At 60.7% G+C, this 25,661-nt stretch carries 26 protein-coding genes; 12 read left to right on the top strand and 14 right to left on the bottom strand.

What is annotated here, in order from left to right:
• The first annotated feature begins 232 nt into the window (after window positions 1–232).
• Window positions 233–1,063: a metal-dependent hydrolase gene (locus Q7J44_RS19115; RefSeq protein ID WP_304882687.1), complete on the top strand. Its 831-nt coding sequence runs from the start codon at window positions 233–235 to the stop codon at window positions 1,061–1,063.
• A 36-nt stretch (window positions 1,064–1,099) separates the two neighbouring features.
• Here Q7J44_RS19115 and Q7J44_RS19110 read toward each other — a convergent pair whose 3' ends face one another.
• Entirely contained in the window at window positions 1,100–1,513 is a 414-nt protein-coding gene (locus Q7J44_RS19110; protein WP_304882686.1) for a GFA family protein, read from the bottom strand.
• A gap of 6 nt (window positions 1,514–1,519) precedes the next feature.
• Window positions 1,520–2,242: a TetR family transcriptional regulator gene (locus Q7J44_RS19105; protein WP_304882684.1), complete on the bottom strand. Its 723-nt coding sequence runs from the start codon at window positions 2,240–2,242 to the stop codon at window positions 1,520–1,522.
• 115 nt (window positions 2,243–2,357) lie between these two features.
• Here Q7J44_RS19105 and Q7J44_RS19100 point away from each other — a divergent pair, with 115 nt between their 5' ends.
• A complete protein-coding gene (locus Q7J44_RS19100; RefSeq protein ID WP_304882682.1) occupies window positions 2,358–3,911 on the top strand; it encodes an NAD(P)/FAD-dependent oxidoreductase in 1,554 nt (517 codons plus the stop codon).
• Complete coding sequence (locus Q7J44_RS19095; protein WP_304882681.1) at window positions 3,908–4,792, top strand: SDR family oxidoreductase; 885 nt, start codon at window positions 3,908–3,910, stop codon at window positions 4,790–4,792. The genes Q7J44_RS19100 and Q7J44_RS19095 overlap by 4 nt, the downstream gene beginning before the upstream one ends.
• Before the next feature lie 50 nt (window positions 4,793–4,842).
• On the opposite strand, the gene Q7J44_RS19090 is transcribed toward Q7J44_RS19095, so the two are convergent.
• Together Q7J44_RS19090 and Q7J44_RS19085 are read right to left on the bottom strand one after the other, a co-directional pair.
• Complete coding sequence (locus Q7J44_RS19090) at window positions 4,843–6,045, bottom strand: ISL3 family transposase (protein WP_304882679.1); 1,203 nt, start codon at window positions 6,043–6,045, stop codon at window positions 4,843–4,845.
• Between the two features lie 1,020 nt (window positions 6,046–7,065).
• Window positions 7,066–7,635, bottom strand: a complete 570-nt coding sequence (locus Q7J44_RS19085) for a hypothetical protein (RefSeq protein WP_304882677.1) — start codon at window positions 7,633–7,635, stop codon at window positions 7,066–7,068.
• Window positions 7,636–7,803: 168 nt separating this feature from the next.
• Between Q7J44_RS19085 and Q7J44_RS19080 the strand changes: the two genes are divergently transcribed.
• From Q7J44_RS19080 to Q7J44_RS19070, 3 genes are all read left to right on the top strand, one after another.
• Window positions 7,804–8,925, top strand: a complete 1,122-nt coding sequence (locus Q7J44_RS19080; protein WP_304882675.1) for a GNAT family N-acetyltransferase — start codon at window positions 7,804–7,806, stop codon at window positions 8,923–8,925.
• Window positions 8,926–9,028: 103 nt separating this feature from the next.
• Window positions 9,029–9,505 (top strand): transposase, encoded by a 477-nt coding sequence (locus Q7J44_RS19075; protein WP_304882673.1) that lies wholly within the window; start codon window positions 9,029–9,031, stop codon window positions 9,503–9,505.
• A 140-nt stretch (window positions 9,506–9,645) separates the two neighbouring features.
• Entirely contained in the window at window positions 9,646–10,386 is a 741-nt protein-coding gene (locus Q7J44_RS19070) for an MgtC/SapB family protein (RefSeq protein WP_304882671.1), read from the top strand.
• 24 nt (window positions 10,387–10,410) lie between these two features.
• Here the strand turns inward: Q7J44_RS19070 and Q7J44_RS19065 are convergent, their stop codons facing one another.
• The 4 genes from Q7J44_RS19065 to Q7J44_RS19050 all read right to left on the bottom strand — a co-directional run bounded on the left by Q7J44_RS19065 (window position 10,411) and on the right by Q7J44_RS19050 (window position 14,691).
• On the bottom strand, window positions 10,411–12,243 hold the full coding sequence (locus Q7J44_RS19065) for an ABC transporter ATP-binding protein (protein ID WP_304882669.1): 1,833 nt from the start codon (window positions 12,241–12,243) through the stop codon (window positions 10,411–10,413).
• Window positions 12,244–12,370: 127 nt separating this feature from the next.
• The gene (locus Q7J44_RS19060) at window positions 12,371–12,925 is read right to left on the bottom strand and encodes a peptidylprolyl isomerase (protein ID WP_304882667.1); all 555 of its coding nucleotides are present in this window, start codon (window positions 12,923–12,925) and stop codon (window positions 12,371–12,373) included.
• A gap of 11 nt (window positions 12,926–12,936) precedes the next feature.
• Window positions 12,937–13,749 carry an alpha/beta fold hydrolase gene (locus tag Q7J44_RS19055; RefSeq protein WP_304882665.1) on the bottom strand — a complete coding sequence of 271 codons (813 nt, stop codon included), beginning with the start codon at window positions 13,747–13,749 and terminating at the stop codon, window positions 12,937–12,939.
• A 15-nt stretch (window positions 13,750–13,764) separates the two neighbouring features.
• Window positions 13,765–14,691 (bottom strand): LysR family transcriptional regulator, encoded by a 927-nt coding sequence (locus Q7J44_RS19050; protein ID WP_304882663.1) that lies wholly within the window; start codon window positions 14,689–14,691, stop codon window positions 13,765–13,767.
• 88 nt (window positions 14,692–14,779) lie between these two features.
• Here Q7J44_RS19050 and Q7J44_RS19045 point away from each other — a divergent pair, with 88 nt between their 5' ends.
• The 3 genes from Q7J44_RS19045 to rarD all read left to right on the top strand — a co-directional run bounded on the left by Q7J44_RS19045 (window position 14,780) and on the right by rarD (window position 16,946).
• Entirely contained in the window at window positions 14,780–15,094 is a 315-nt protein-coding gene (locus tag Q7J44_RS19045) for a hypothetical protein (RefSeq protein ID WP_304882661.1), read from the top strand.
• A gap of 66 nt (window positions 15,095–15,160) precedes the next feature.
• Window positions 15,161–15,850, top strand: coding sequence for an FMN-dependent NADH-azoreductase (locus Q7J44_RS19040; RefSeq protein ID WP_304882659.1), 690 nt, complete (start codon window positions 15,161–15,163; stop codon window positions 15,848–15,850).
• An 82-nt stretch (window positions 15,851–15,932) separates the two neighbouring features.
• Window positions 15,933–16,946 carry an EamA family transporter RarD gene (gene rarD / locus Q7J44_RS19035; protein WP_304882657.1) on the top strand — a complete coding sequence of 338 codons (1,014 nt, stop codon included), beginning with the start codon at window positions 15,933–15,935 and terminating at the stop codon, window positions 16,944–16,946.
• Here rarD and Q7J44_RS19030 read toward each other — a convergent pair.
• The 3 genes from Q7J44_RS19030 to Q7J44_RS19020 form a co-directional block, all read right to left on the bottom strand.
• Complete coding sequence (locus tag Q7J44_RS19030; protein ID WP_304882655.1) at window positions 16,941–17,495, bottom strand: dihydrofolate reductase family protein; 555 nt, start codon at window positions 17,493–17,495, stop codon at window positions 16,941–16,943. The genes rarD and Q7J44_RS19030 overlap by 6 nt on opposite strands.
• An 86-nt stretch (window positions 17,496–17,581) precedes the next feature.
• The gene (locus Q7J44_RS19025) at window positions 17,582–17,986 is read right to left on the bottom strand and encodes an anti-virulence regulator CigR family protein (RefSeq protein WP_304882653.1); all 405 of its coding nucleotides are present in this window, start codon (window positions 17,984–17,986) and stop codon (window positions 17,582–17,584) included.
• Window positions 17,987–18,042: 56 nt separating this feature from the next.
• The gene (locus tag Q7J44_RS19020; protein ID WP_304882651.1) at window positions 18,043–18,696 is read right to left on the bottom strand and encodes a 7-cyano-7-deazaguanine/7-aminomethyl-7-deazaguanine transporter; all 654 of its coding nucleotides are present in this window, start codon (window positions 18,694–18,696) and stop codon (window positions 18,043–18,045) included.
• Window positions 18,697–18,949: 253 nt separating this feature from the next.
• Here Q7J44_RS19020 and Q7J44_RS19015 point away from each other — a divergent pair, with 253 nt between their 5' ends.
• Both Q7J44_RS19015 and Q7J44_RS19010 read left to right on the top strand, forming a co-directional pair.
• Window positions 18,950–20,299, top strand: coding sequence for a DEAD/DEAH box helicase (locus Q7J44_RS19015; protein WP_304882649.1), 1,350 nt, complete (start codon window positions 18,950–18,952; stop codon window positions 20,297–20,299).
• 4 nt (window positions 20,300–20,303) lie between these two features.
• Window positions 20,304–20,825 (top strand): DUF1294 domain-containing protein, encoded by a 522-nt coding sequence (locus Q7J44_RS19010; RefSeq protein ID WP_304882647.1) that lies wholly within the window; start codon window positions 20,304–20,306, stop codon window positions 20,823–20,825.
• Between the two features lie 35 nt (window positions 20,826–20,860).
• Here the strand turns inward: Q7J44_RS19010 and Q7J44_RS19005 are convergent, their stop codons facing one another.
• Window positions 20,861–21,841, bottom strand: a complete 981-nt coding sequence (locus tag Q7J44_RS19005; RefSeq protein WP_304882645.1) for a zinc-dependent alcohol dehydrogenase family protein — start codon at window positions 21,839–21,841, stop codon at window positions 20,861–20,863.
• A gap of 102 nt (window positions 21,842–21,943) precedes the next feature.
• Between Q7J44_RS19005 and Q7J44_RS19000 the strand changes: the two genes are divergently transcribed.
• On the top strand, window positions 21,944–22,723 hold the full coding sequence (locus tag Q7J44_RS19000) for an ABC transporter substrate-binding protein (RefSeq protein ID WP_304882643.1): 780 nt from the start codon (window positions 21,944–21,946) through the stop codon (window positions 22,721–22,723).
• Between the two features lie 32 nt (window positions 22,724–22,755).
• On the opposite strand, the gene Q7J44_RS18995 is transcribed toward Q7J44_RS19000, so the two are convergent.
• Together Q7J44_RS18995 and Q7J44_RS18990 are read right to left on the bottom strand one after the other, a co-directional pair.
• A complete protein-coding gene (locus Q7J44_RS18995) occupies window positions 22,756–24,981 on the bottom strand; it encodes an LTA synthase family protein (RefSeq protein ID WP_304882641.1) in 2,226 nt (741 codons plus the stop codon).
• 228 nt (window positions 24,982–25,209) lie between these two features.
• A complete protein-coding gene (locus Q7J44_RS18990) occupies window positions 25,210–25,389 on the bottom strand; it encodes a hypothetical protein (RefSeq protein ID WP_090251159.1) in 180 nt (59 codons plus the stop codon).
• Window positions 25,390–25,661 lie beyond the last annotated feature (272 nt).

Raw genomic sequence — 25,661 nt, 5'->3', positions numbered from 1 at the left:
CCCTCGGGATCAGCACCGGCTGCTGCGTCATAGACGCGATCCCTCGCAGCCAACTGTCCGACAACTATCCATAAGTTGGCGCAATTCCGGCTGCCCTGGCCAGGAATGACCTCGCGCCAAAAACGCCCTCGGCTAAAGATAAATCACGGCCCAAGACAGCCCAGCCTGTCGTCCCAAGCCCCATAACAAGAGCGGTCGCGAACCGCGACCAAGATGCCGAGGAGTCGCCCTTATGACAGCCAAAACCAGCACCCCAACCGCCAGCTTTCCCGTGCGTCGCATGGACTTCACCTTTGATGAAAGCCAGAAGTTCTGGTTTGCCGGCGACCCCTTTATGAGCCACTTCATGAACAACCTGTCGTCGCTGTTTCCCTATGGCGAAAAGTTCTTCGTCGACAGTGTGCGCGCCGTGCGCGAACAGGTGAGCGAGCCGCAGCTGAAGAAGGACATCAGCGCCTTTATCGGCCAGGAAGCCATGCACTCCAAGGAACACGCGGCCTATAACGACTACGCCGCCGAGCACAATATCGACCTGGAACTGCTGGAACTGCGCATCAAGGTGCTTCTGGAGTGGGTCACCAAGATCACCACCAAGAAACAGCGCCTGGCCGCCACCTGCGCCCTGGAGCACTTCACCGCAACCATGGCCGAGCAACTGCTGCAGCGCGAAGACCTGACCACCCAGATGAACGATCCCAAGCTGTACCAGCTGTGGATGTGGCATGCGATTGAAGAGAACGAGCACAAGGCGGTCTGCTACGACGTGTACCAGAAGGTCTACGGCGGCTATTTCACCCGCGTCGGCATGATGGCGATTGCCACCGTGATCTTCTTCGGCGTGATCGGCTGGTTCCAACTGCACCTGCTGCGCAAAGACGGCCAACTGTTCAACTGGCGCAGCTGGGGCAAGGGTTTGAAGATGCTGTTCGGCCCACGCAATGGCTTTCTGACCAAGCTGATTCCATCGTACCTGGACTACTACCGCCCCGGCTTCCACCCCTTTGACCACGACAGCAAAGCACTGGAACTGCGCTGGCGGCAGCGTTTGGGCTTTAACAACTGATACCCGACAGATGCCGGGGGCTCTGCAGCCCCCGCATCAACCTTCCCCGGCAAAACGCGGCAAATCGTCGGCCAGCTCAAACCAGGGTAAGCGCGACGCATACCAAATGTGTTTCTGCGGCGCAAACCACTCGGGATGGTCAAGCGTCACGCTATTGAGTCCAACCTCTTCACGGCCCTGCTCGCGATACTCCAACGGAGTACCACAATCACGACAGAAGCGCCTTTCTCCACGGGTGCTGGAACGGAATACACCGATATCACCACTCAGGTAATGCAGTGCCGCACCAGGCACCATGGCCCAGGGCATGGCAGGTGTAGCACCTGATTTCTGGCAGATACGGCAATGGCAGTAACCAGTCTCGGTGGGCAGACTTTCCAGGCGGTAGCGCACACTGCCGCACGCGCAGCCGCCGAACAGAGGCAATGACACCATGCTGCCGATCTCCATTGAAATTTAATCCACCGGCAACTTGAGCTGCCCCAGCCCCTGCAACACGCTGGCCCCGGTAAACAGCATAACGACCTGCTCCTCGGCCAGTGCACAGATTGCCGCTTGCCGCTCGGGTTGGCCGATATAGTCCAGCGACAGCTGGAACAGGTTGCGGCTGATCAGGTTCGACACCTGCAGCACCACCGCTGGGTTGACCATTTCCGGCAGCAGCTTGAAGGCGATGATGTCCTCGGCCATGTCCGCGCCAAACTCATCCATCACCTCCTGCAGCGCCGCGCGCAGCACGGCCGAGGCGCCATGCAGCTCGCGCACGCCGATGATAAAGGCCTCGGGGTTTTGCGCGACGAAATCAAAGAACAGCTGCACGGTTTCATGGCACACCCGCCGACCGCGTTGCAGGTCGATGCCAAACAACATCGGCGAGCTTGCCTGAGTCGACTGCACAGCCCGCTCAGCGGCTTCACGGCGCAGATCGCGCAGCGGTTGACGCAGCTGGGTGGAGATCTGGCGGATCACGGTCAGCCCCAGGTCATCGACATCCTTGAAGTGCCTATAGAAGGTATTGGGATTGAGCCCGGCCTCACGGGCCAGCTCACGCAGGCCCAGATTGCTCAGGCTGCGGCTGGTTGAGGTGAGACGTAACGCGGCCTCCAGTAACAGGGTCTTGCCTGGGGCCTCGCTGGCTTTTTCTGCGGCTGGCTGCTGCTCGCTGGCATCTGCCTGCATGACGAACCCTACCTAAAAGTTGGCTTGTGAGAATGCTGCTTGTTGGCGAGTATACATTTGTCTACCTTGGTATACAGCTGTATACGCCAGCAATAAACATAACAGGAGCTTGGCCATGAATGCACCCGTCTCACCCCCTTCTGCCACCCGCCACTGCAAGGTCGCCATTATCGGTACGGGCTTCTCCGGCCTGGGCATGGCCATCCGCCTGAAGCAGGCCGGTGAACATGACTTCCTGCTGTTCGAGAAAGAAGCCGGCGTCGGCGGCACCTGGCGGGTGAACAATTACCCGGGCTGTGGCTGTGACGTGCAATCGCATCTGTATTCCTTTTCGTTCGAGCAGAACCCCAACTGGACGCGCATGTTTGCCAAGCAGCCAGAAATCCAGGGTTACCTGGAAGGCTGCTGGAGCAAGTACCGCCTGCAGAATCACACTCAGCTGAACACCGAGATCACCCGCCTGGCCTGGGATGAGCAGCAGGAGCTGTGGCAGATCAGTGACCGCGCCGGCAACAGCTACACCGCGCAGTTTGTGGTCTCCGGCATGGGTGCGCTGTCCACCCCATCGATTCCGGCGCTCAAGGGCCTGGGCGACTTCACCGGCAAGGTCTTCCACTCGCAGCAGTGGGATCACAGCTACGACCTCACCGGCAAACGCATTGCGGTGATCGGCACCGGCGCCTCGTCGATCCAGTTCGTGCCGCAGATTCAGAAGCAGGTCAGCCAGCTCGATCTGTACCAGCGCACCGCGCCGTGGATCATGCCCAAGCCAGACCGCGCTATCAGCGAGCGTGAACGCAACCGCTTCAAGCGCTTCCCGCTGCTGCAAAAACTCTGGCGCGGCACCATCTACGCCCTGCTGGAAAGCCGGGTGATCGGCTTTGCCATGCTGCCCAAGGTGATGACCATCGCCCAGAAGGTCGGCAAGTGGTATATCAACAAGCAGATCAAGGACCCGGTCCTGCGCGCCAAGGTCACCCCGGATTATCTGATGGGCTGCAAACGCGTGCTGATCTCCAACGATTACTTCCCGGCGCTGACCCAGCCCAACGTCGACCTGATCACCGACGGCATCGAGGAAATCCGCAGCGGCAGCATCCGCACCGTGGATGGCAAAGAGCGCGAGATTGACGCGATCATCTTCGGCACCGGCTTCACCCCAAGCGACCCATTGCCACGTGGCGTGGTGTTTGGCCGTGGCGGCGTCGACCTGCTCGACACCTGGCCGGAAGGCCCGCAGGCCTACAAAGGCACACTCACTGCCGGTTTCCCCAACCTGTTCTTCCTGATGGGGCCAAACACCGGTCTGGGCCACAACTCGATGGTCTATATGATCGAGTCGCAGATCCATTACGTGCTTGGCGCGCTCAAGCTGGTTGGTGAGCAAGAATTGCAAAGCCTGGAAGTCAAACAGGCGGTGCAGGATAAATTCAACGGCAAGCTGCAGGGCAGCCTGGGCAACACCGTGTGGAATGCCGGCGGCTGCACCAGCTGGTACCTGCATCCGGTCAGTGGCCGCAACTGCACGGTATGGCCGGGCTTTACCTGGCGCTTCCGTCTGCTGACGCGCAACTTTGACCCAGCGGCCTATCATTTCAGCCGTAAACACGCGGCACACCCGGCGCAGAACAGCGCTATCCAGTTGACTGCCCAGGAGGCCAGCGCATGAAGTCGTTTGAAAACAAGGTAGCCGCCATCACCGGCGCCGGTTCCGGCATCGGCCGCGCCCTGGCCTTCGGTCTGGCCCGCCAGGGTTGCCAGTTAGCGCTCTCCGATGTGAATGCTGAAGGCCTGGCGGAAACCGCCGCCCAGGCGCGCAAGCTCGGTGTGCAGGTCAGCGAAACCCTGGTCAACGTTGCCGACCGTGAAGCGGTGCATGCCTGGGCGGACCAGGTGGTGGCCGAGTTCGGCCGGGTCAACGCGATCTTCAACAACGCCGGCGTAGCCCAGGGCGGCACCGTGGAAGGCAATGACTACGCCGACTACGAGTGGATCATGAACATCAACTTCTGGGGCGTGGTCAATGGCACCAAAGCCTTCCTACCGCATATCAAGGCCAGCGGTCAGGGCCATATCGTCAACGTTTCCAGCGTGTTTGGTCTGTTCGCTCAACCGGGCATGAGCGCCTACAACGCCAGCAAATTCGCCGTGCGCGGCTTTACCGAGGCGCTACGCCAGGAGCTGGACATGGCCGATTGCGGCGTATCGGCCAGCTGCGTGCACCCCGGCGGGATCAAGACCAATATCGCCAAGACCGCGCGGATGAACGCCAGCCTGAGCAGCGTCACCGGTCAGGATGCTGATAAGGCACGCCAGCAGTTCAACGACCAGTTGCTGCGCACCACGCCGGAGAAAGCTGCCCAGGTGATCATCAACGGCGCATTGGCAAACAAGAGGCGCATCCTGATCGGCCCGGATGCCTACGCCCTGGATGGCATGCAGCGCCTGTTTCCAGCCTTCTACCAACGCCTGGTAACCGCCTCCATGCGCCTAGCCGCCCGCTTTGCGCCAAAAGGCTCAAGCAAGAAAGCCCAAGCTGCCGTGGAGTAACCGGCCAACCCACAAGCCCCAGCGCCGCCGGTGTCTGGGGCTTTTTTGGTTCATCGCGCTTTCCCGGGGAAGGCGGCCTTGATTTTCAGGAAGAAGTAGTCCGAGTCCCTGAAGCCATAGGCCATACGCTTGATCACCTTGATGCGGTTGTTCACCCCTTCCAGCAGGCTGGTATGCATGCGGAAGCGCGCACTGGCGAGGATTCCTCGGGCATAGCGTTTGAGGTTTCGGGCAAAGCGCTGCAGTGGTGGCAGATCACTGTCCCGCGCATGGCGCAACCAGGTCCTCCAGCGCTGCCAGCCTTCACGCACGCTGGGGGCATACCAGATCTCTTTCAGGGCATCCTTGAGCACGTAAACAGTGGCCAGCGGCTGATTGGCGGCCAGTAGCTCCTGCAACTGCACCGCCTGCTCATCTTTGAGGTTGTCCCGGTTACGCAGGAGCAGCCAACGACTCTGTTTGACCACTTTGCGGGCGGGCTTGTCATGGCTCAGCGCGTTGGCCTGGTCGACCCGGATTCGGTCAATCACGTCGCGACCATAACGCGCCACGACATGGAACAGGTCGTACACCACTTCGGCCTGAGGGCAGTGCTGTTTCACTTCCAGATCGAAGGCGGTGTTCATGTCCATCGCCACTGCTTCGATTTGCCGGCAACGCTCGCCAAGCAACTCGAAGAACGGGCGTATGGCCTCACGGCTGTTGCCCTTGCCGACCCACAGCACGCGCGTGCGCTCGGCATCCATGATGACCGTGGCGTAGCGGTGCCCCTTGTGCAAGGCAAACTCATCCATCACCAAGCGCCGGACATTACCTGGCTCGAATGCCCCTACGCTGGCTTGCAAGCGGCGCTTATCGATGTCCTTGATCGTGTGCCAGTGCAGCCCAGTGAGTCGGCTGATATGGCTGATTGGCAGCATCTGCAGCAACATTTCGACCCATGCGCGCAGCCTACGCGTCAGGCGTGATGAGGGTTCCAACCAGTCAATCCGCTCGGGAGCGCGACCACAGCTCAGGCAGTCCACGCGGCGCACAGGCACCTGCAATTGGACGCGCTGATCGAACAGATCACGATCACGCACATAGCGGATACGCCGATCATGGATCAGGGGGCTAGGTTCAAGGCAGCGTCCACAACGCGGCAGTGCAGAGGCGAGTGGCTCCAGGGTGAGCGTTAGGTTGTTTTCGGCGTATTGGCGGCTGGCTACGACAGCGTAGCCTGGCCAGAAAGCGGCAAGATCAATAGGATGCATGGTGACAGCAGGGTGCAGGGGTTGGTGTGTTTGGCGACTGCCAATTTACCTGCATCCCTGACTGTCAATCCTCTCTTTCCCACGATCCCGCGAAGAACCATAAAAAAGGCTCTGTACCAAAACTGTGTTGCAGGCTGCTTGTGTAGGGTGGGTTAGTGGCGCTGAGGCTTGTGATGGCCGGCACCACGCAATTCGGGCGCCGCGTAACCCACCATTGCGGTTTGCCGGTAGACCGCCATGGTGGGTTACGGCGCGTTGAAAGTCGGTGGTGTTTGCCTGATCCCGGTTCGCGCCTAACCCACCCTACGTTTTACCGCGATTCATGCACCGTATAGCTGTTCGGGATGACTCAGCAGAACGCGCACGATCCAACTGCCCGGACGAGCCCTGCGTGGTGCGCACGCTGCACGCGGCCCATGGCATGCAATAGGTAATAAACAGGTACAGAGCGTTTTTATGAGCATACGACTGTGGTCGAGGGGGCTGTCGCGCGAGCGCTATCAGCAGTTTCGCGGTGCGCTGGTAATTGTGGCTCTATACATCGAAGGTTTTAGAGCAACTATCAGGGGCCGAGCGACTGCCACTGCGGTAAGGCGTTGGTCTGTCGGCGCAAAAGCCGCCGCCACTGGTCGCGATAGAACAGACTGAGCGTGGCACCTGAGCGCCTGTGTTTAGGCAATCCAGAACGCGCGTTAGGAGAGACCGGCACCCCCTAGCCACAAGGTATGCGCTGCACGTCGAGTGCAGTGCCCTGCGCATAGCTGCTCTTGCCGGCTTGTGCCCCGATACGCTACGCCATTCAGGCCAAGCGGACGCTGCTCATCATTGATCGCACTGTGCGACTGACCAGCTTGCCGAGAAATTGCCGCAACCTTGTTTGGTGCCCAATAGGGGCAAGGTTATTTCAGGGCACAGCCGTGGGCATGGAATAAGAGGGCGTGTTATCGGAGCGGGGGATTGTGCTGCAGGAGTGGCTGTGAAGGCTTGGCAGCGGATTGCCCGCTGCCAAGTTGGCCAGCATCAGCTGGCGGGGGTGATGCCGTAGTTCTGCTGGAACTGTTTGATCAGTGACTCCGGCTTCTTTTCTTCTTTTTGCATCAAGTAGATCACGCGCTCGCCCTTCGGGCCGCTGGCGATCTCGGTGTGACGAAAGATCGGTTCGCCGATATTGTTCAGGTCGATCATGTCGCCGTAACGCTGGCCGACGAAGATCATGCCGTCCTGGCGGATTTCACCATAGAACTTACTGGCTGGTGGCATGTTTTGGCGCAGGAAGCGGTAGGCGGAAACGTCATCCAGCTTTTTCTCGGCATCGTCAGCGCGCAGGGCCAGAACAATTTCCTGGCCGTACTTGTCCTTCTCGCCCAGGTCTTTGATGACCGGTGCATTGCCGCTGACTAGAAAGTCGCGATAGACCTTGTAGTCATCGAACAGGAACAGCTTCTCCTCGGTACGCACCTGGTACCAGTCTTCGTTGTTCAGGCTGGCTTCAGCCTTTGCAGCAGGGGCCGTCGAATAGCTGCTGCATGCGCTGATGCAGGCTGCGAGCAAGGCAATGGATAAAGGTTTAATGGTTGTTTTGGCGGACATCGAATTCCCTCCCTAGGAAGTTGGCAAGAGAGTTTCGCCGTGCTTGGTTACAGAGTGATGACCATTTCGTATCGATTGGCGCGGGTCTGTAGCAGGTATCTCCGGCTGTCTGGCCACCGAGCTTTGCAGCTATAGTGCCGCCTTAGCCACCGCACTGAGCAGCCGAGATTGCTGACCCGCCTGAATGCCATCCATGAAATTGCCGCCAGTCAGTGGGATGCTCTGCTGACTGATGCGCAGCCTTTCTTGCGCCATGCTTTTCTCTCGGCGCTGGAGGACAGTGGCAGTGTTGGCGGGCGCAGTGGCTGGCAGCCGGCCCATGCGGCTCTACTCGGCGAGCAAGGCCAACTGCTGGCGGCCATGCCGGGCTACGTGAAAAGCCATTCCTATGGTGAGTACGTGTTCGATCACGGCTGGGCGGATGCCTGCCACCGCGCCGGCATCGACTATTACCCCAAGCTGCTTGGCGCGATTCCCTTTTCGCCTGTCACGGGTCAGCGCCTGCTGGGTGAGCCACTGGCCGCCGGGCAACTGCTCGATGGCCTGAGCGCTGGCCTGGAACAACAAGGTCTGTCGAGCCTGCATATCAACTTCACCACCGAGGCCGAGAATGACCTGCTGCAGGGCCGCGACGGTTGGTTGCAGCGCCTGGGGTGCCAGTTTCACTGGCGCAACCGCAGCTATCGGGACTTTCAGGATTTTCTCGATGCACTCAGTTCGCGCAAGCGCAAGCAGATGCGCAAAGAGCGCGAGCAAGTGGCGGGGCTGGGCATCGAATTTGACTGGCGTGAGGGCCATCAGCTCAGTGAGCTGGAGTGGGATTTCGTCTACCTGTGTTACGCCAACACTTACCGCGTGCGCGGCCAGTCACCCTACCTGACGCGCGCCTTCTTCAGCCTGCTGGCCGAGCGCATGCCCGAGATGATCCGCGTGGTACTCGCCCATCAGGTCGGTAGACCGCTGGCCATGGCCTTTAGCCTGGTCGGCGGCGACAGCCTGTATGGGCGCTACTGGGGTTGCCTGGCAGAGTTCGACCGGCTGCACTTCGAGACCTGCTTCTATCAGGGCATGGACTTTGCCATCGGCGCTGGCCTGCAACGCTTCGACGCCGGCGCCCAGGGCGAGCACAAACTGATTCGCGGCTTCGAGCCCGTTATCACCCACTCCTGGCACTACCTCCGCCACCCCGGTCTGCGTGCGGCCGTGGCGAACTTCCTTTCCGAGGAACAACACGGCATCCGCGTTTATGCAGAGCAGGCCCGCGAGCTGTTGCCGTACCGCCAGAGCTGAGTTTTCTCGCGGCCATGGGCCGCTCCTACAGAAACAGCGTGTTGTCAGTCTATCCTCGACGTAGGAGCGGGCCATGCCCGCGAGCTTCTTAAGGAGAGCGCTTATGGATGAGCGTTACAGCTACCGAAAACCGGGGCACGCAGCATTACGCAATGGCCGTGCATCTATCTGCAATACGACTTATCTGATCACTACAACAACTGAGAATCGCGAACCGTTGTTTCTCCACTTTCCTGCGGCCTGCGCCGCCGCGCGCTGTTTTGAAGACGCCGCCTTGCTCAGACGTAGCCGCATGCTGGCCTGGGTGTTAATGCCGGATCATGTGCACTGGTTGCTTCAGCTTGGAGAGACCGACAACCTCGGTGATGTGGTGAGTCGGCTCAAGTCCGCCAGCTCCCGCCACAGCAATCGGACCCTAAGTAGAACGGGCCCGCTCTGGTCGAAAGCTTTTCATGATCACGCCCTGCGCGAAGAGCAAGACTTGCAAGCCGTCGCCCGTTACATCGTGGCCAATCCTTTGCGGGCAGGCCTGGTCAAGCGGCTTGGGGATTATCCGTTCTGGAATGCCATCTGGTTTTGATCCGGTCCCGCGTTGGTGGTGTATCCACGTTTTCTCGCGGCCATGGGCCGCTCCTACGGATAGTGCGCATATCTCTTATGCGCAGTTTAGCGGGGCGGCAACTACGCTCAGAGCATGTCCGCTGCTGCGCGAGGTGTGTCGTGAGTGCATTTGCCCTGATCGAGGAGTTCTGGCTGCTGCCGGGCGTGGCGGTCAATCTGACCCTGTTTCTGAATATGCTCGGCGCGCTGTTGCTCGGCCTGCTGGTCGGTTATGAACGTTCATACCATGGCCGGGCGGCGGGCATGCGCACCTATGGCATGGTCTGCATGGCCTCCTGTGCACTGACGGTGTTGTGCGTATACCCGCAGCACTGGTTGGGTGATCACTCATTGGCCAGTGTCGACCCGACGCGGGTGATTCAGGGCGTGGTCACCGGTATCGGTTTTCTTGGCGCTGGGCTGATCATGAAAGACGGCATGAGCATCAGCGGCCTGACTACCGCAGCGTCGATCTGGGCCTCTTCGGCGATTGGCGTGCTGGTGGGCGTGGGCTTTTATGGCGCGGCGGTGCTGCTTAGTCTGATTTCCGCCGGGTTGATGATGTGGGGCGCCAAGCTGGAGGCGCGCCTGCCGTCGCGCCCGGCGATTGCCATTGTGCTGCGTTTCGCCCCCGGTTTTGTCCGCCCGCATGAGGCACGCTTGCGTGAGATTGCCCGTGCGCGCGGCTATGTGATTGCCGGTGGCTCATTCACCGTGAGCTTTGACCAGGGCCAGCTGGAATGGCGCTTTGTCGCCGTGGCGGTGGACGGGCAGAAGAGTGCGCGGATCAGCGATATGGCCGATGAGCTGGCGCAGCTGGAAGGTGTAGCGAAGTTTCAGATGGCCCATGCGCGCAACTGAGCTTCGCCAAGTGTCAGCTCACCCTCAATCCACTCCAACAAAGCCCCCCGTCTGATGCTGCCAAAGGCGCGCATAGAGGCCGCCTTGGGCGATCAGCTGACTGTGGCTGCCGGTTTCGATAATGCGACCCTGGTCGATCACTACTAATCGATCCATGCGCGCGATGGTCGATAGGCGGTGGGCGATGGCGATCACCGTTTTGCCGTGCATCAGGGTATCCAGGCTTTCCTGGATAGCCGCTTCGATTTCCGAGTCCAGTGCCGAGGTGGCTTCGTCCAGCACCAGGATCGGTGCGTCCTTGAGCAGCACGCGGGCGATGGCGATGCGTTGCCGCTGGCCGCCGGAGAGTTTCACCCCGCGCTCGCCGATCTGCGCGTCGAAACCATGGCCGCCCATGCCGTCGTCCAGTAGTGGGATAAAGCTGTCGGCGCGGGCCTTGCGCACGGCATCGAGCAATTGCTCTTCGCTGGCGCCAGGTTTGCCGTAGAGCAGGTTGTCGCGGATTGAGCGGTGCAGCAGCGAGGTGTCCTGGGTCACCATGCCGATCTGCGCGCGCAGGCTTTCTTGAGTCACTCCGGCGATGTTCTGACCATCAATGAGGATGCGCCCGCTCTCCAGGTCGTAGAGGCGCAGCAGCAGGTTGGCCAGGGTTGATTTGCCGGCGCCGGAAGGGCCGACCAGGCCGATCTTCTCGCCGGGTGCCACCGTCAGGCTCAAACCGGCGATTACCCCGTGGCGCTTGCCGTAGTGAAAGTGAATGTTGTCGAACTGCACGGCGCCCTGGCTAACGTGCAGCGGCTTGGCCTCGGTCTGGTCGAGCACCTGGCGCGGCTGGACGATGGTTTGCATGCCGTCCTGCACGGTGCCGACGTTTTCAAAAATGCCGTTGACCACCCACATGATCCATTCAGCCATGCCGTTGATGCGGATCACCAAGCCAAGCGCCAGGGCAATCGCGCCAGTGCTGATCAGTTGCTGATCCCACAACCACAGGGCCAGCGCGCCGGTGCCGACGATCAGCAGGCCGTTGAGGCAGGTAATCAGGAAGTCCAGGGTGGTGATGATGCGTGATTGCAGGCGGAATTTTTCAAGCAGCTCCTGCATGGCGTCGCGGGCGTAATGCTCCTCAACTTGGGTGTGGGCAAACAGTTTGAGGGTGGTGATGTTGCTGTAGCCGTCGACCACTCGGCCCATGACTTTTGACCGTGCGGCTGAGGCTGCAGCAGAGCGCTGCTTGATCCGTGGCACGAAGTACCAGAGTGCCGCGCAGTAACCAATAATCCACAGCAGCAGCGGGGCAATCAGGCGCAGGTCGGCTGCTGCGAACAGGTACAGCGCACTGGCGGCATACACCAGCACATGCCAGAGCGCGTCGACCACTTGCATGGCGGAGTCGCGCAGCGAAGGGCCGGTCTGCATGATGCGCTGGGCGATACGCCCGGCGAAGTCGTTCTGGAAGAAGTTCAGGCTCTGTTTGAGCACATAGCGATGGTTCTGCCAGCGGATTAGATTGGTCAGGCCAGGATTGATGGTCTGGTGCGTCAGCAGGTTGTGCAGACCGAACACCAGCGGACGGATCACCAGCGCCACCAGCAGCATCCACAGCAGGGTGTTCTGGTGCTGCTCGAAGAACTCACCACTCGGGGTGGTCTGGGTCATGTCGATCAGTTGGCCGAGGAAGCTGAACAGCGCCACTTCGATCAAGGCGGCGACGAAGCCGACCACCAGCACGGCGATCATCAGCGGCCAGACCTGCCTCAGGTAGTGAGCGTAGAAGGCCAGCATGCCGGCCGGCGGTTCGACGTCGGGGCTGGCTTTAAAGGCATCGATCAGGTTTTCAAAACGACGGAACAGCATGTCAGGCATCCTGCCTAAATCAGGGAGTAGCGCCGGATTCTAACCAGTTTGCCAGGGTGGGTGTTGCGCAGAAAAAGCAGACGGGCTTTAACGCGCGGAGTGAGCAGGCCCACTCCGCGGGGGGCTATCAGAGACGCTTGGCTTCAGTGATCAGCACGGGCTCACGCGGCACGTTCTGATGGCCGCCACGGTTGGCGGTCGGCACCTGAGCGATCTTGTCGACCACGTCCATGCCCTTTACCACCTTGCCGAACACCGCATAACCGAAGTCGCGCGAGCCGTGGTCGAGGAAGGCGTTGTCCTTGTGGTTGATAAAGAACTGGCTGGTGGCGGAGTCGCGTACCTGGGTACGGGCCATGGCCAGGGTGCCGCGCACGTTGTGCAGGCCGTTGTCGGCTTCGTTCTTGATCGGTGCCTGGGTGTCTTTCTGCTGCATGTCGGCATCAAAACCGCCGCCTTGCACCATAAAGCCTGGAATCACGCGGTGGAACTGGGTGCCGGCGTAGTAGCCGCTGTCGACGTAGGCAAGGAAGTTGGCGGTACTGATCGGCGCCTTGTCGGCATCCAGTTCGATCTCGATTTCACCGAGGCTGGTGGTCAGCAGCACTTTCGGGTTTTCGGCGGCCAGCAGGCTGCCGGCAAACAGGATGGAGCAGGCGGCGAGGGTGAGGGTCTTGAACATGCGGGTAGTCCTTATTGTGGCTGGGCAGTGGGGGCGGCTTGTTCGACTTCGGCAAGGAAGGCGAGCAGGCTGCTGTTGAAATGTTCGGGTTGGTCCAGCGGTGTGGCGTGACGCGAATCTTCGATCACCAGCAGGCGCGCATTAGGCATTTCGTCAACGTAAGCCTGCTTCTGCGCCACCGGGGTGTAGTCGCGGTCGGCCGTGACCACCAGGGTCGGACAGCTGATCCGCGCCAGGTGTTCCCGCACGCCCCAACCGATAATCGCATCCAGGCTGGCCAGGTAAGCACGCTTGTTGTTCTGCGGCCAGCGCGCCAGGATTTTCTGCCGCAGCTCTGCCTGCTCTGGTTTGGGGAACAGCAGCTTGCCCAGGGCCTTGGCAATGGTATCGAGGCTGAGCAGGCGCGACAGGCTCCAGCGCTTGGCGATCTCGATATAGTCGCGCGGGCTTTTCGCCTTCACTTCCGGGCCGCTGTTGACGATGCACAGGCTCTTCAGCAGTTCGGGGCGATCGACGCCCAGTTGAAAACCGATCATGCCGCCCATGGAGATGCCCACCAGATGCACCTGCGGCAGTTGCAGGTGCTCAATCAGCGCCGCTACATCCTCGGCAAAACCCTGGATGCTGTAGCGTTCGCGGGGCTTGTCCGAGCGACCATGGCCGCGCACATCGAGGGCGATAACCCGGTAGTGACGAGCCAACTCGGGAATCTGGTATTCCCAGTCGCGGGTGCTCGAACCGAGGCCGTGGACCAGCAGCACGGGCGCGCCATGGCCGTATTCTTCGTAGTGCAGCTGGCAGTCGTCATTATTGAAATAGGACATCTGCTGGACTCCTTATCAGGCCGAGGGCAGGGGCGCAGCAAAGGCTGCATGCAAAGGGACGGCATCGAAGCGCTGGATCAGCTCGACAAGAATCTGCGTGGCCGGGCCCAGGGGTTTGTCCTTGTTCGAGTACAGGTAGAACAGTGGGTTGCGGCTGCCGCCCTGATCCAGCAGCAGGGGCTTGAGCAGGCCGTCCTTGAGCTCGCGCTCGATCAGGTGGCGCGGCAACCAGGCAAAGCCCAGGCCATTGCTGACAAAGGTGGCGGCGGTGGCCAGGCTGCCAACCGTCCAGCGTTGTTCGGCGCCGAGCCAGCCAACATCGCGCGGTTGCTGGCGACCGGAATCGCGGATTACCACCTGCATCTGGGCCTCCAGGTCCTGGAAGGTTACGACGCGCTGCAGGCGGTGCAGCGGGTGTTCCGGGTGGGCGACGGCGACAAACTCCACGGTACTCATTTCAGCGCCGAGAAAACCGGGAATATTTAGCGCGCTGATGGCCAGGTCAGCCATGCCGTCCTTGAGCACTTCTTCCACCCCGGACAGCACTTCTTCGCGCAGGCGCACGCGGCAACCACGGCTTTGCGGCATAAACGCGGTCAGTGCGCGCACCAGGCGGGCGTTGGGGTAGGCGGCATCGACCACCAGGCGTACTTCGGCTTCCCAGCCCTGTTCCATATGGTGAGCCAGGTCTTCTAGCTGGCTGGCCTGTTTGACCAATTGCCGCGAGCGGCGCAGCAGCACGTCACCCGCTTCGGTGAGCACCGCCTTGCGCCCGTCGATACGCAGCAGCGGCACGCCCAGCTGCTCCTGCATACGTGCCACGGTATAGCTGACCGAGGATTGCGAGCGGTGCAGCACCTCGGCCGCCTGGGCAAAGCCGCCATGATCGACCACCGCCTGCAGGGTGCGCCACTGATCGAGGGTTACGCGGGGGGCTTTCATATTCAGTTCCTGTGCTCGCTCAAGTTCCAGGGTGCCAATGCCAGCGTAATCAACCTAAACTGGCCGTCTTTTGCTGGAGACTGCCCTGATGAAAAAGCTTTGTTGTGCGCTGCTTGCCTGCTTGCCGCTGACTGTGATGGCCTACCCGATCGAGGTGGAGAAACAGCTCAATGGCGCTGAAGTCTCGGCCACCACCCAGGAAATCGACCACAACATGGGCGCCGTGCAGCTGTACAACTATGGCCGCAGCGACGCCAAGTGCACGGCACTGTTTCGCAACGGCCCGGAAGCGCCGCGCACCCGTAAGGTCAGCCTGGCGGCCGGTGAAAGCAGCAACCTGGCGGTGAAGTTCAGCCGCAGCATTATCAAGTTGCGGGTCAAACTGACCTGCGAGCTCAGCTAGCCAGTAGTGGCCGCAACAGCCCAGAGACTAAGCGCGGGCTGGCTATAAATCAAATTATTAGATTGTTTGGCGCAGGTATTTGCGCTTTTTAATCGGATTGTGCGCTCCTATTCTTTACCCATCGACGTTCAACAACCCTTCGATGGAGCACACAACATGGCAAACGTCCTGGTAATTGAAAGCAGCGCCCGTCAGCAAGGTTCGGTTTCGCGTCAGCTGACTGCGCAATTTATCGCCAACTGGTCGGCTGCCAACCCGGCCGATCAGATCAAGGTGCGTGACCTTGCGGTTGATCAGGTGCCGCACCTGGACGCCAACCTGCTGGGCGGCTGGATGACCCCGGCCGGGCAGCAGAGTGAAGCCGAGCAGGCAGCGCTGGCGCTGTCCAACCTGCTCACCGACGAGCTGCTGGCCGCCGATGTGCTGGTGCTGGCTGCGCCGATGTACAACTTCGCCATCCCCAGCACCCTGAAAGCCTGGCTCGACCATGTGCTGCGCGCCGGGGTCACCTTCAAGTACAGCGAAACCGGCCCGCAAGGCCTGCTCAGCGGCAAGCGCGCCTTTGTTCTGACTGCTCGTGGCGGCATCTACGCTGGCGGCACCCAGGATCATCAGGAACCCTACCTGCGTCAGGCGCTGGCCTTTGTCGGTATCCACGATGTCAGCTTTATCCACGCCGAAGGCCTCAACCTGGGCGGCGACTTTATGGAAAAGGGCCTGAACCAGGCCAAGGCGCAACTGGCCCAGGCCATCTGATTTTCCGCTGCATCCTGCTCTCCTGGCGTCCGCTGCTCCTGGACGTCTCTGCCCGCTCGGCTGATGCAGTGCGGGCTTTTTTATGTCCTGCGGTTTTGCGCTGTACGGCTGTTTAAGTGCCTGGCTGTGTCGCTTTGTGGCTGTGGTCTTAACTACAAGCCAGGCAAGATGTCGGGGTTTGATTGAGCAGGGTGATGTGATGCAGCTGTCTGGGCGCGGTGTGGCGCTGTCGATTATTGCTTCGGTGTTGTTTGCGCTGGTGCCCGGCTATGTGCGGCTGTTGGCACCGCTGGATGGCTTGCAGGTGTTTGCCCAGCGGGTGCTCTGGTCGATGCCGGCAGTGTTGCTGCTGATTACCCTGTCGCGGCAATGGCCGGTGCTGCTGGCTGCCTGCGGCCGTGTGCGGCGCGAGCCGTTGCTGCTCGCCAGCTTGCCGCTGGCTGCGCTGCTGATGGGTATTCAGTGGGCGCTGTTTGTCTGGGCGCCGCTGGCCGGGCGCATGCTGGAAGTGTCGCTGGGCTATTTCCTGCTGCCGCTGGCCATGGTGCTGGCCGGGCGGGTGTTCTATGGCGAGCGACTGCGGCCGTTGCAGCGCCTGGCGGTGTTCTGCGCGTTGCTCGGCGTGGCTCATGAGCTGTGGCTGACCCAGGCGTTCTCCTGGGTGGTGATGGTCACGGTGCTGGGGTATCCGCCGTATTTTATGCTGCGCCGCTGGATGCGCCTGGACGCCTTGTCCGGCTTTGCCTTCGAGATGCTGTTTATGGCCCCGGTGGCGATCTGGCTGGTGCTGCAATGGAGCCCGCCACAATTGTTCAGCCAGGCGCCGCAGCTGTGGTGGCTGCTGCCGGGGTTGGCGATCCTCAGTTCCCTGGCGTTTGCCGCGATGATGGCCGCCAGTCGCCTCCTGCCGATGGGGCTGTTCGGCATTCTCAGTTATGTCGAGCCGGTGCTGCTGTTTCTGGTGGCGCTGCTGTTTCTCGGCGAGCAGTTCAACAGCGCGCAATGGCTGACCTACCTGCCGATCTGGCTGGCGGTGCTGCTGGTCGGCTGGGACAGTGCGCGGCTGCTGATCAAGCAGGCGCGGCAAGGGTTATAGAACGCTATCCGCAGGGTTTTCTGGCAGCACCTGATAGTGCAGTTGCACCACGCCGCTGCTGAAGCTGCGTTGTTCGTGCAGCCTCAGGCTGCGTTCCAGACCGCTGGAAAACATCGGAATACCGGCGCCCAGCAGATAGGGCTCCAGGCTGACCACCAGTTCATCAAGCAGGCCGGCGGCGAAGCAGTTGCCGGCCAGCGAGCCACCACCGACCAGCCAGATACGTTGATGGCCTTGCTCGGCCAGCTCCATCAGGGCTTCACTCGGCGTGCAGTGGCGCATGCTTACGCCCGGTGGCACGTGCTCGTGCCGATAGCGGGTCAGCACCCGACAGGGTTTGTTGGGGTAGGGCCAGGGCCCCTGGCAGTCCATCAGTGCATCGAAGGTCATGCGGCCCATCAGCAGGGCGTCGATGCCGTCATAAAAAGCGTGGTAACCGTGGTCGTCGCCAGAGGTCTGGATGGCTTCCAGCCAATCGACCCGGCCATCCGGGCGAGCGATATAGCCGTCCAGACTGGCGGCTACGTAGTAGATCAGGGTGGGTTTCATGGCGAGTCCCCAGTCACAAACGCAGGGCTCGGTTGAGGTCCCTGATCAGTGGAGTGGCAATAGGGGACAAAGTTTCCTGACGGTCTTCAGTCCAGCACGTTCTGCAAAATCTCGTAGATCAGTCCCGTAGCCAGGGTGACGAGCACCACGTCGGTGCCCACTTGCTGCCATTCGTAGCCTTCGTAGCGCGGCAGTTGGCCGAGCAGGCGATTGTCGAAGCGCTTGGCAATGCCCGGCGGCAGCGGCTTGCCACGCGCCAGGTTCTTGCGAATACCCGGCGGCAGAGACTGGGCTGGGCCGATCAGCGCGCGGTTGTCGCCAAGGATGATGCGCACCTGGCCAATGTCGATGCTCGGGCCACGTATGTCGACGCGCACATCGCTGTCATCGCCATGTTTGTGGGCTTTGTCATGTTTGGGCGCGGCTTCGGCGTTGGCGAGTGTTAGCGCCAGGCCAAGGCCGGCGAATAACAGGGGTAGCGAACGGGACATGGCAGAACTTCGTAGCGGGGTATAAACGTTGGAGGTCGGCCTGACGCTATGGTTCCTCAGGCCGTTTTCGCCGTGGTGGTGGTCATGACGCGGAGTATGGCATTGAGCAGCATGCCGTAGAGCGGCACGAACAGCAGCAGGCTGACGACCAGTTTGACCCCGTAGTCAATCGTGGCGATTTCCACCCAGTGCTCCGCCATAAACGGGTTGCTGCTGTTCCAGAAGGCCACCGAGAAGAACGCGTAGGTATCCAGCAGGTTGCCGAAGATGGTCGACACGGTGGGTGCGACCCACCACAGCGACAACCGGCGCAGGCGGTCGAACACCTGGATGTCAAGGATCTGCCCCAGCACATAGGCGAGGAAGCTGGCGATGGAGATGCGCAGAACGAACTCGTTGAACTCCAGCAGTGCGCCGAAGCCGCGGAAGCTGGCTTCCTGGAACAATACCGAGACGATGTAGGAAATCAGCAGCGCCGGCAGCATCACTCGGGCGATTACCAGGCGCGCCGTGCGTTTGCCGAGCAGGCGCACGGTCAGGTCGGTGGCCAGGAAAATAAACGGGAAGCTGAACGCGCCCCAGGTGGTGTGCCAGCCGAACAGGGTGATCGGCAGCTGCACCAGGTAGTTGCTGGCGATGATGATCAGGATGTGGAACAGCACCAGTGCAGCAAGCGCATTGCGTAGGCGCTGGGGGGAGGTAAGCAGCATGACGGAACCTTTTTGCTGAATGGGGTTAGGGAACCCATGCCATCCGGGATTGAACGGCGGCGCGCATTCTACCGGCGCGACGCGGCGCTTGCGTAGTGGCCTGACGGGAGGCGTCGATCTGCGCCGTTTTAGCCTCCTGCTGGCAGTCTGCGCACTGGGCTACAGACGCCGTTGGCCAGGCCGTTCGGGCTTTTAGCCGGCAGAACCGGTAATCTATGCCGCTGTATTGCTGATTTTTTGTCGAGGTATACCCGTGTTTTCCCAATTCGCCCTGCATGAACGCCTGCTCAAAGCCGTGGCCGAGCTTAAATTTGTCGAGCCCACCCCGGTGCAGTTGGCGGCCATTCCGCTGGCGCTGCAAGGAAAAGACCTGCGGGTTACTGCGCAAACCGGCAGCGGTAAGACCGCAGCTTTTGTGCTGCCAATGCTCAATCGTCTGCTCGGCGATGGCGCTTCCCAGCCACGCATGAGCGTACGCGCGATGATCCTGCTGCCGACCCGCGAGCTGGCACAGCAGACCCTCAAGGAAGTCGAGCGCTTCGCTCAGTTCACCTTCCTCAAGGGCGGGTTGATCACCGGTGGTGAAGACTTCAAGGTACAGGCCGCCATGCTGCGCAAAGTCGACATCCTGATCGGCACGCCAGGCCGGCTGATCGAACATGCCAACGCTGGCAATCTGCTGCTTGATGAAGTCGAAGTGCTGGTGCTCGATGAAGCCGACCGCATGCTCGACATGGGCTTTGCCGAGGACGTGCAGCGTTTGTCCGAGCTGTGCAACGCCGACCGCCAGACCCTGCTGTTCTCCGCCACCAGTGGCGGCGCAGTGCTGCGCGAAGTGGTTGGCAAGGTGCTGAAAGAGCCTGAGCACCTGCAGCTCAACCGCGTCAGCCAGCTCAATGAAGGTACCCGTCAGCAGATCATCACCGCTGACCACAACCACCACAAAGAGCGCCTGGTTGAGTGGTTGCTGAAGAACGAGACCTACGACAAGGCGATCATCTTCACCAATACCCGGGTTCAAGCCGACCGCCTGTACGGCAAGTTGGTTGCCCACGACTTCAAGACTTTTGTATTGCACGGCGAGAAGGACCAGAAAGATCGCAAGCTGGCCATCGACCGCCTCAAGCAGGGCGCGGTGAAGATTCTGGTGGCCACCGATGTCGCCGCCCGTGGCCTGGATGTTGACGGTCTGGACCTGGTGATCAACTTCGATATGCCGCGCTCCGGCGACGAATACGTACACCGTATCGGCCGCACTGGCCGTGCCGGCGCTGAAGGTCTGGCGATTTCGCTGATCTGCCATAACGACTGGGCGCTGATGTCGAGCATTGAACGCTACCTCAAGCAGCGTTTCGAGCGCCGCAATATCAAGGACCTCAAGGGCATCTATCAGGGCCCGAAAAACCTCAAGGCGTCCGGCAAAGCAGTCGGCCCGAAGAAGAAAAAGATCGACCCGAAAACCGGCAAGAAGCTCGCCACGAAAAAGCCGGCAGCCAAGGCGCCGAAGCGCAACACCATCAACCGGCCGAAACCCGATGCGCCGGTGCTGGTCAGCCAGGACGGCCTGGCGCCGCTGAAACGCCGCGCTCCAGCCGCCGAGTAAGCCAATGGTTTGGCGTCTGGGTCTGTTCGCCGCGCTGGCTGTGGCTACGCAGGCGCAGGGCGCGGTACACAAATGCATGCAGCCTGACGGTGTGGTGCTCTACACCGATCAGCCCTGCAGCATCGCGCATAGCAACCTGGCCTTGAGTGTCAGCGACTACGCCAGCTACCCGCCGCTGCTGCAGGGTGTCGCGCAGCTCTGGCACGAACGGGTTCAGCCGCTGCTGGTCGGGGTTGATGTGCTGTCTGTGCTCGCGCTGGTTTACGGGCTGATGAGCCTGATCTGTTTTATCGCCTACTACCGCGACAAACAATTCGCCATCAAAGGCCAGCAGCGCACACCCGAGGCGCGCCTGCATCTGTATGAGTTATTGGGCGGCTGGCCCGGCGGGTTGCTGGCGCAGCGGCTGATTCGCCACAAGAACCGCAAGCTGAGCTATCAGCTGCTGTTCTGGTTGATCGTCCTACTGCACCTGTCCCTAGCAGGGCTGGTGCTCTGGTTGATCAATACGCCAGCAGGCGGCTGAAGACGGCGGGCTATCCGCCGTCTGCTGCTTGATCCTTACTTCGGTACGATCAAAATCTTGCCATCGCGCTCGCCGCTGGCGGCTGCTGCCACGGCCTGCTTGATCTCGCTGACGTCATAGGTTGCAGCCACTCGGGTATGCAGTTTGCCGCTGGCGATCAGTTGCACCAGTTCGCCAAATACCTTCATCTGCTCGGCCTGGCTGGCGTTCTGGAACCACTTGGCCAACCAGAAGCCGCGCAGGCTGACATCGCGAAACACGAAGGACGCTGGCGATACCTGACACGGCTGGCGGCTCATCATCCCGTAGTTAACCAGCACGCCGCCTTCGCACAGGCTGGCAGCCAGGTGATCGGTGGACTCGCCGCCCACGGCATCGATGCCCAGGCGCACACCTGCGCCGCCAGAGGCTGCGCGTACGCGCTTGGCCAGGTCCGGGCCATCGACCAGCACCACGTCACCGCCTTCGGCCTCAACGCCGGCCACTGCCGACTCACGGCGTACCACGTTGATGGTTTTGAAGCCGCGCAGCTTGGCCAGCTGGATCAGGTAGCTGCCGACGCCGGAGTTGGCAGCGTTCTGGATAACCCAGTCGCCGGGCTTGAGGTCGACGAACTGGCTGAGCATCAAGGATGCAGTCGGTGGGTTGACCGTGAGCATCGCCAGCTGCTGCGGGTCGGCTTCGGGCAGGGGAATAAGTTTATTGGCCGGTGCGTTCAAATGGCTGACCCAAGTGCCGCAACCCACCGGCAACAGCACCATCTGGCCAACCTTCAGGTTGCCGACCTCGGCGCCTAGCGCTTCTACCCGGCCAACGCCTTCGTTGCCGCCAATGGCTGGCAGCGGCGGCAGCATGCCGTATTCACCGGTGAGGGTCAGCACGTCGGATGGGTTGATCGGCGCAGCCAGCACCTTGATGCGTACCTGGCCGGCGCCAGGCTCTGGCAGTTGCAGTGCCACAGCGGCAATTACTTCGTGAGGTTGCGGGCCGCGTTGTTGGTATTCGGCTTTAAGCATAAAGGTTCTCCAGTGGGCAGCGACTGACTCAGGTGGGTCGAGTCTAGCCCTGTATGTGCCTTGGGCGACTAATTCGGATTAATCGATGTCAGTGATAGAACAATGCAGAGTCAGGCCATAGCCGGCTATGCTGGGCGCTGGTTCAACTCGGGTATCACCATGAAGTGGTTGTGGGTCTGTTGTTTGTTGTCGTGCAGCCTGAACGTGTCGGCGCAAGCCTTGCGCGTAGGCTTTGGCACGCACAAACCGCCGTATATCTTCGAGAACGAAGCCCGCGGCCTTGAGTACGATATCGTGATGACTGCTGCGCAACGCGGCGGGCTGGAGCCGGTGGCGCATTACGCGCCGATGGAGCGCTTGAACCTGATGCTGAGCAAGGGCCAGATCGACGCTATTGCCACCACCAATGAGCGCAGCGGAGGTTCGATTTTCTATTCGGATGCCTATATCCGCTACCAGAACGTTGCGGTGGCCTTGCGCTCGCGAAACCTGGATATCCAGCGCATCAGTGACCTGGTTGGCTACTCGGTGAATGCCTTCCAGCGTGCGCGTTTTCTGCTCGGCAGCGAGTATCAGGCCATGGCTGAAAACAACCCGCGCTACCGCGAGGAGGCCTTTCAGATTGCCCGTAATCGCATGCTCTACAGCGGCCGGGTGGATGTGGTGGTGACGGACATGCGCATCCTGCGCTACTTCAACCGCGAGGTGTACACCCAGGTTGATGTGACCCAGCCGCTGACCCTGTATCCAATATTTCCGCCAACCGACTACAAGCTGGGTTGCCGCGAGCAGGCCCATTGCGAGCGCTTCAATCAGGGCTTGGCAGCGATTCGGGAAAGTGGCGAATACACCACCATCGAGCGCCGCTACGCCATGCACTGACGGCGTCTGGATGCCGTCAGTGCTTCAATTGCTTATGGCGTGGGCGCAACTTTGTCGAGATTTTCCTGAGTTGCCAGCAGTTCCGCTTCGGTCGCCAGCGGCTTGCTGCTGACGCTGAAGTCGACAATCTCGATAGCGCCCTGGCCCTGACCCAGCAGGTGGAAGGAGAACGCCTTGCGTGCAGTGAGGTTGTCGAAGCTAAAACTGACTTCGACGGGTTTGTCACGGGTCAGCAGCGGCAGTTGCGGGATCGTCAGGTCGACGTTGCGGTCGTATTCCTTGGTTTTCAACTGCAGCGTGGCACCGTTTTTATCCATACGCAGGGCGCGAATTTTCAGGGTTACTGTGGTCTGGGTGTCCTTGCCCAGGGTCAGGTATTGCGCGCCCACCAGGTTGTCGGCCCAGTCATCGCTGACGCTGGGTTTGAGTTTCACCGGTCGCTGGTTGGCAAACTGGTAGCGCTGCTCGGCCTGGTCGCCGTGGCTTAGGGATTGGTCAAGCAAGGCCGCCTGCTGGCTGATCAGGCGCGCCGGTTTGCCGCTAAAACGGCCCAGGTAGCGTGCGCTGTCGGCAATAAAACCAGGGCTGGCGTAGCGCCGGCAGACATTCTGGAAGTCGCACTCGGTCAGCGTGCCCTGGCCGTCATGCTGGCGCAGCAGGCCATTGGTGTAGGAGATGATCTCGCGGCCTGTAGCGTAGTCGCGCAGCAATGAGCGCCCGGCAATATTGGCCGGTACCGGGAAGGCGAAGTAGTCGAGCACTGAGGCTGTCAGGTCAACATGGCCATACACGCCCTGCTTAAGTGCCGGCAGCTGCGCCTGTTCAGGGGCCAGTAGCAGGTTGAAGCCCCAGGCCGAGGCCAGGCGTACGTTCTCCACACCGTGGGATTCATCCGAGGTGACGATCACCAGGGTGTCTTTCATCACCCCCTGTTTTTCCAGTGCGTTGAGGAAGTCGGCGACGGCATCGTCCAGGTAGGCAATCGCCGCCATCTTGGCATTGGGGTGGCGGTCGAGGTAGTCCTGCGGAGCGGAGTAGGGTTGGTGAGTGCCAACGGTCAGCAGGGTCAGCATCCAGGGTTGGCGCTTTTTGCGCAGCTGCTGCACGTAACCCAGGGCGCCTTCGAAGTAGGCCTTGTCGTCCATGCCCCAGGGGAATTCGATATAGGGCTTGTTCTTGAACCAGTCGCGGCCCAGGGTCTGGTCGAAACCCATCTGCGGCATGATCTGATCTTTGGCCATAAAGCGCAGCCCGGCACCTTGTAGAAAGTGCGTGCTAAGGCCGCGTTCGCGCAGCTGTGCAGGCAGGCATTGCTCGCTGCGCGCCGGGTTGTTGAGCAGCTCAACGCCTTTCGGGGTGCCGGAGTCGAGTTTGTTGTAGTCACCGCAGAGCATGGCGTAGAGGCCGCGGATGGTCTGATGGCCATGCAGCACATAGTCAGTGGTGAGCATGCCGCGCTCGGCCCACTGGCTCAGACGTGGCATCGGGTCCTGCTCATAGCTGCTGCCGATGGCTTGGCGACTGGCTTGCAAATAAGCGCCGGTGACGCCTTCGAGGGTGATGATCAGCACGTTGCGGGCGCTGCCGGCCTGTTTGAGCAGCGGCGTGCCATGCAGGTCGAGTTGGTTCAAGCCGCTGATATCGGGTGGGCTGCTCGGTTCATCACCCGCCAGCCAGTCGGCCAGGTGTTGTTGGCCGCTATTGCTACTTTCCGCCAGCAGCTTGTGCGGCAGGTTGAATTGCAGCCATTGGGCAGCTTCGCTGGGTTTGAGTTGTTGCCCGACTGTGTGCACGGCAAACAGGGTCAGCGGTAGCAGCAGCCAGATGCGCGATAGCGCTGCCGCGCGGCGGGGTCTTTGTAAACTGCGCAGACCCAGGTAAAGCGCCACCAGTACGGCCATGGCCAAGGCCAATAGCGGTTGGCTCAAGCCGCTGCCCTGGGTCGAATGGCTGACGAATTGCGCATCGCCCAGGTATTGCAGGTCGGCCGGCTCCGGCATGCGACCCACCGCATTGACCAGCTCGGCGGTGCTCAGGGTAAAGATGCACCAGACCAGCAGCAGGGGAATGCTCAGCAGCCAGGTGCGTTGGTAAAGGAGCACCACCAGCAAGCTGCCGATTGCCAGGTCAGACAGATAGCCATAGGCATGCGACCAGCCCAGCGTGTAGCGGCTGAGCAACGGCAGGGCGAGTAATAGCAAACCGAGGGTAAGCAGGGTGCTGGAAGGCTGTCGCAGCCAATTGCAGGTAACGCGCACGGGTACTCCTGGGGCGATTGCCATCGTTCAGCAGTGGCAATGCCGAAACAGCCGCAAGATGCGGGCTGACATGATTCTGAAACAAGGTTGTGCTAAGCGCCAGAGGGCGGGGCGCAAAAGGGTAAAACAACTGATGTCGGGATGAGGAATGGCGCAGGTGATAGCGAGGGCTTATGCACTGGCCAGCGCCTTGTCATTGCGAGCAAAGCGCTGCATGGCCAGAAAGCGCTACTTTTTGCCGATGGTGATCTGCTTGGTGGTGCCGTACACCTGGCCGCTGACGCCTTTGGCAATTTGCTGAATTTCCCCGCCGGATTTCAGGAAGGCTTCGATCTGTGCGTCGATCGAGGCGCTGGTTTCCACGGCTGGAGCCGGCTTGGGTTTGCTGTTGGATGCTTTTACGCGCATGACGGCCATTAACCTATCTCAAAAATTAATTTGGCCGCGCATAATACTCGAAATGCTTGACAATTGCTTGGTAAATAAAGCTCGGATGTGGCGATATGCAGAAAGATTATTCTGTAAATAGTCCGGGTAATTAGGGAAACTCTGAAGAAGACTTCCTGATTTTGGCAAAATACCCGGATTCCACCTGCCGAGTTTTCCGATGAAGCAAATGACCTTCGCCGACGCCGAGTACGCCGGCAAGCGCAAGCAGACCCGCAAGGAGTTGTTCCTGA

This window comes from Pseudotabrizicola sp. (assembly GCF_030656345.1).
In the GTDB taxonomy this organism is placed as follows: domain Bacteria; phylum Pseudomonadota; class Alphaproteobacteria; order Rhodobacterales; family Rhodobacteraceae; genus Pseudotabrizicola.
The sequence above is the reverse complement of the archived record's forward strand: the minus strand, read 5'-3'. Positions and strand labels throughout refer to the sequence as shown.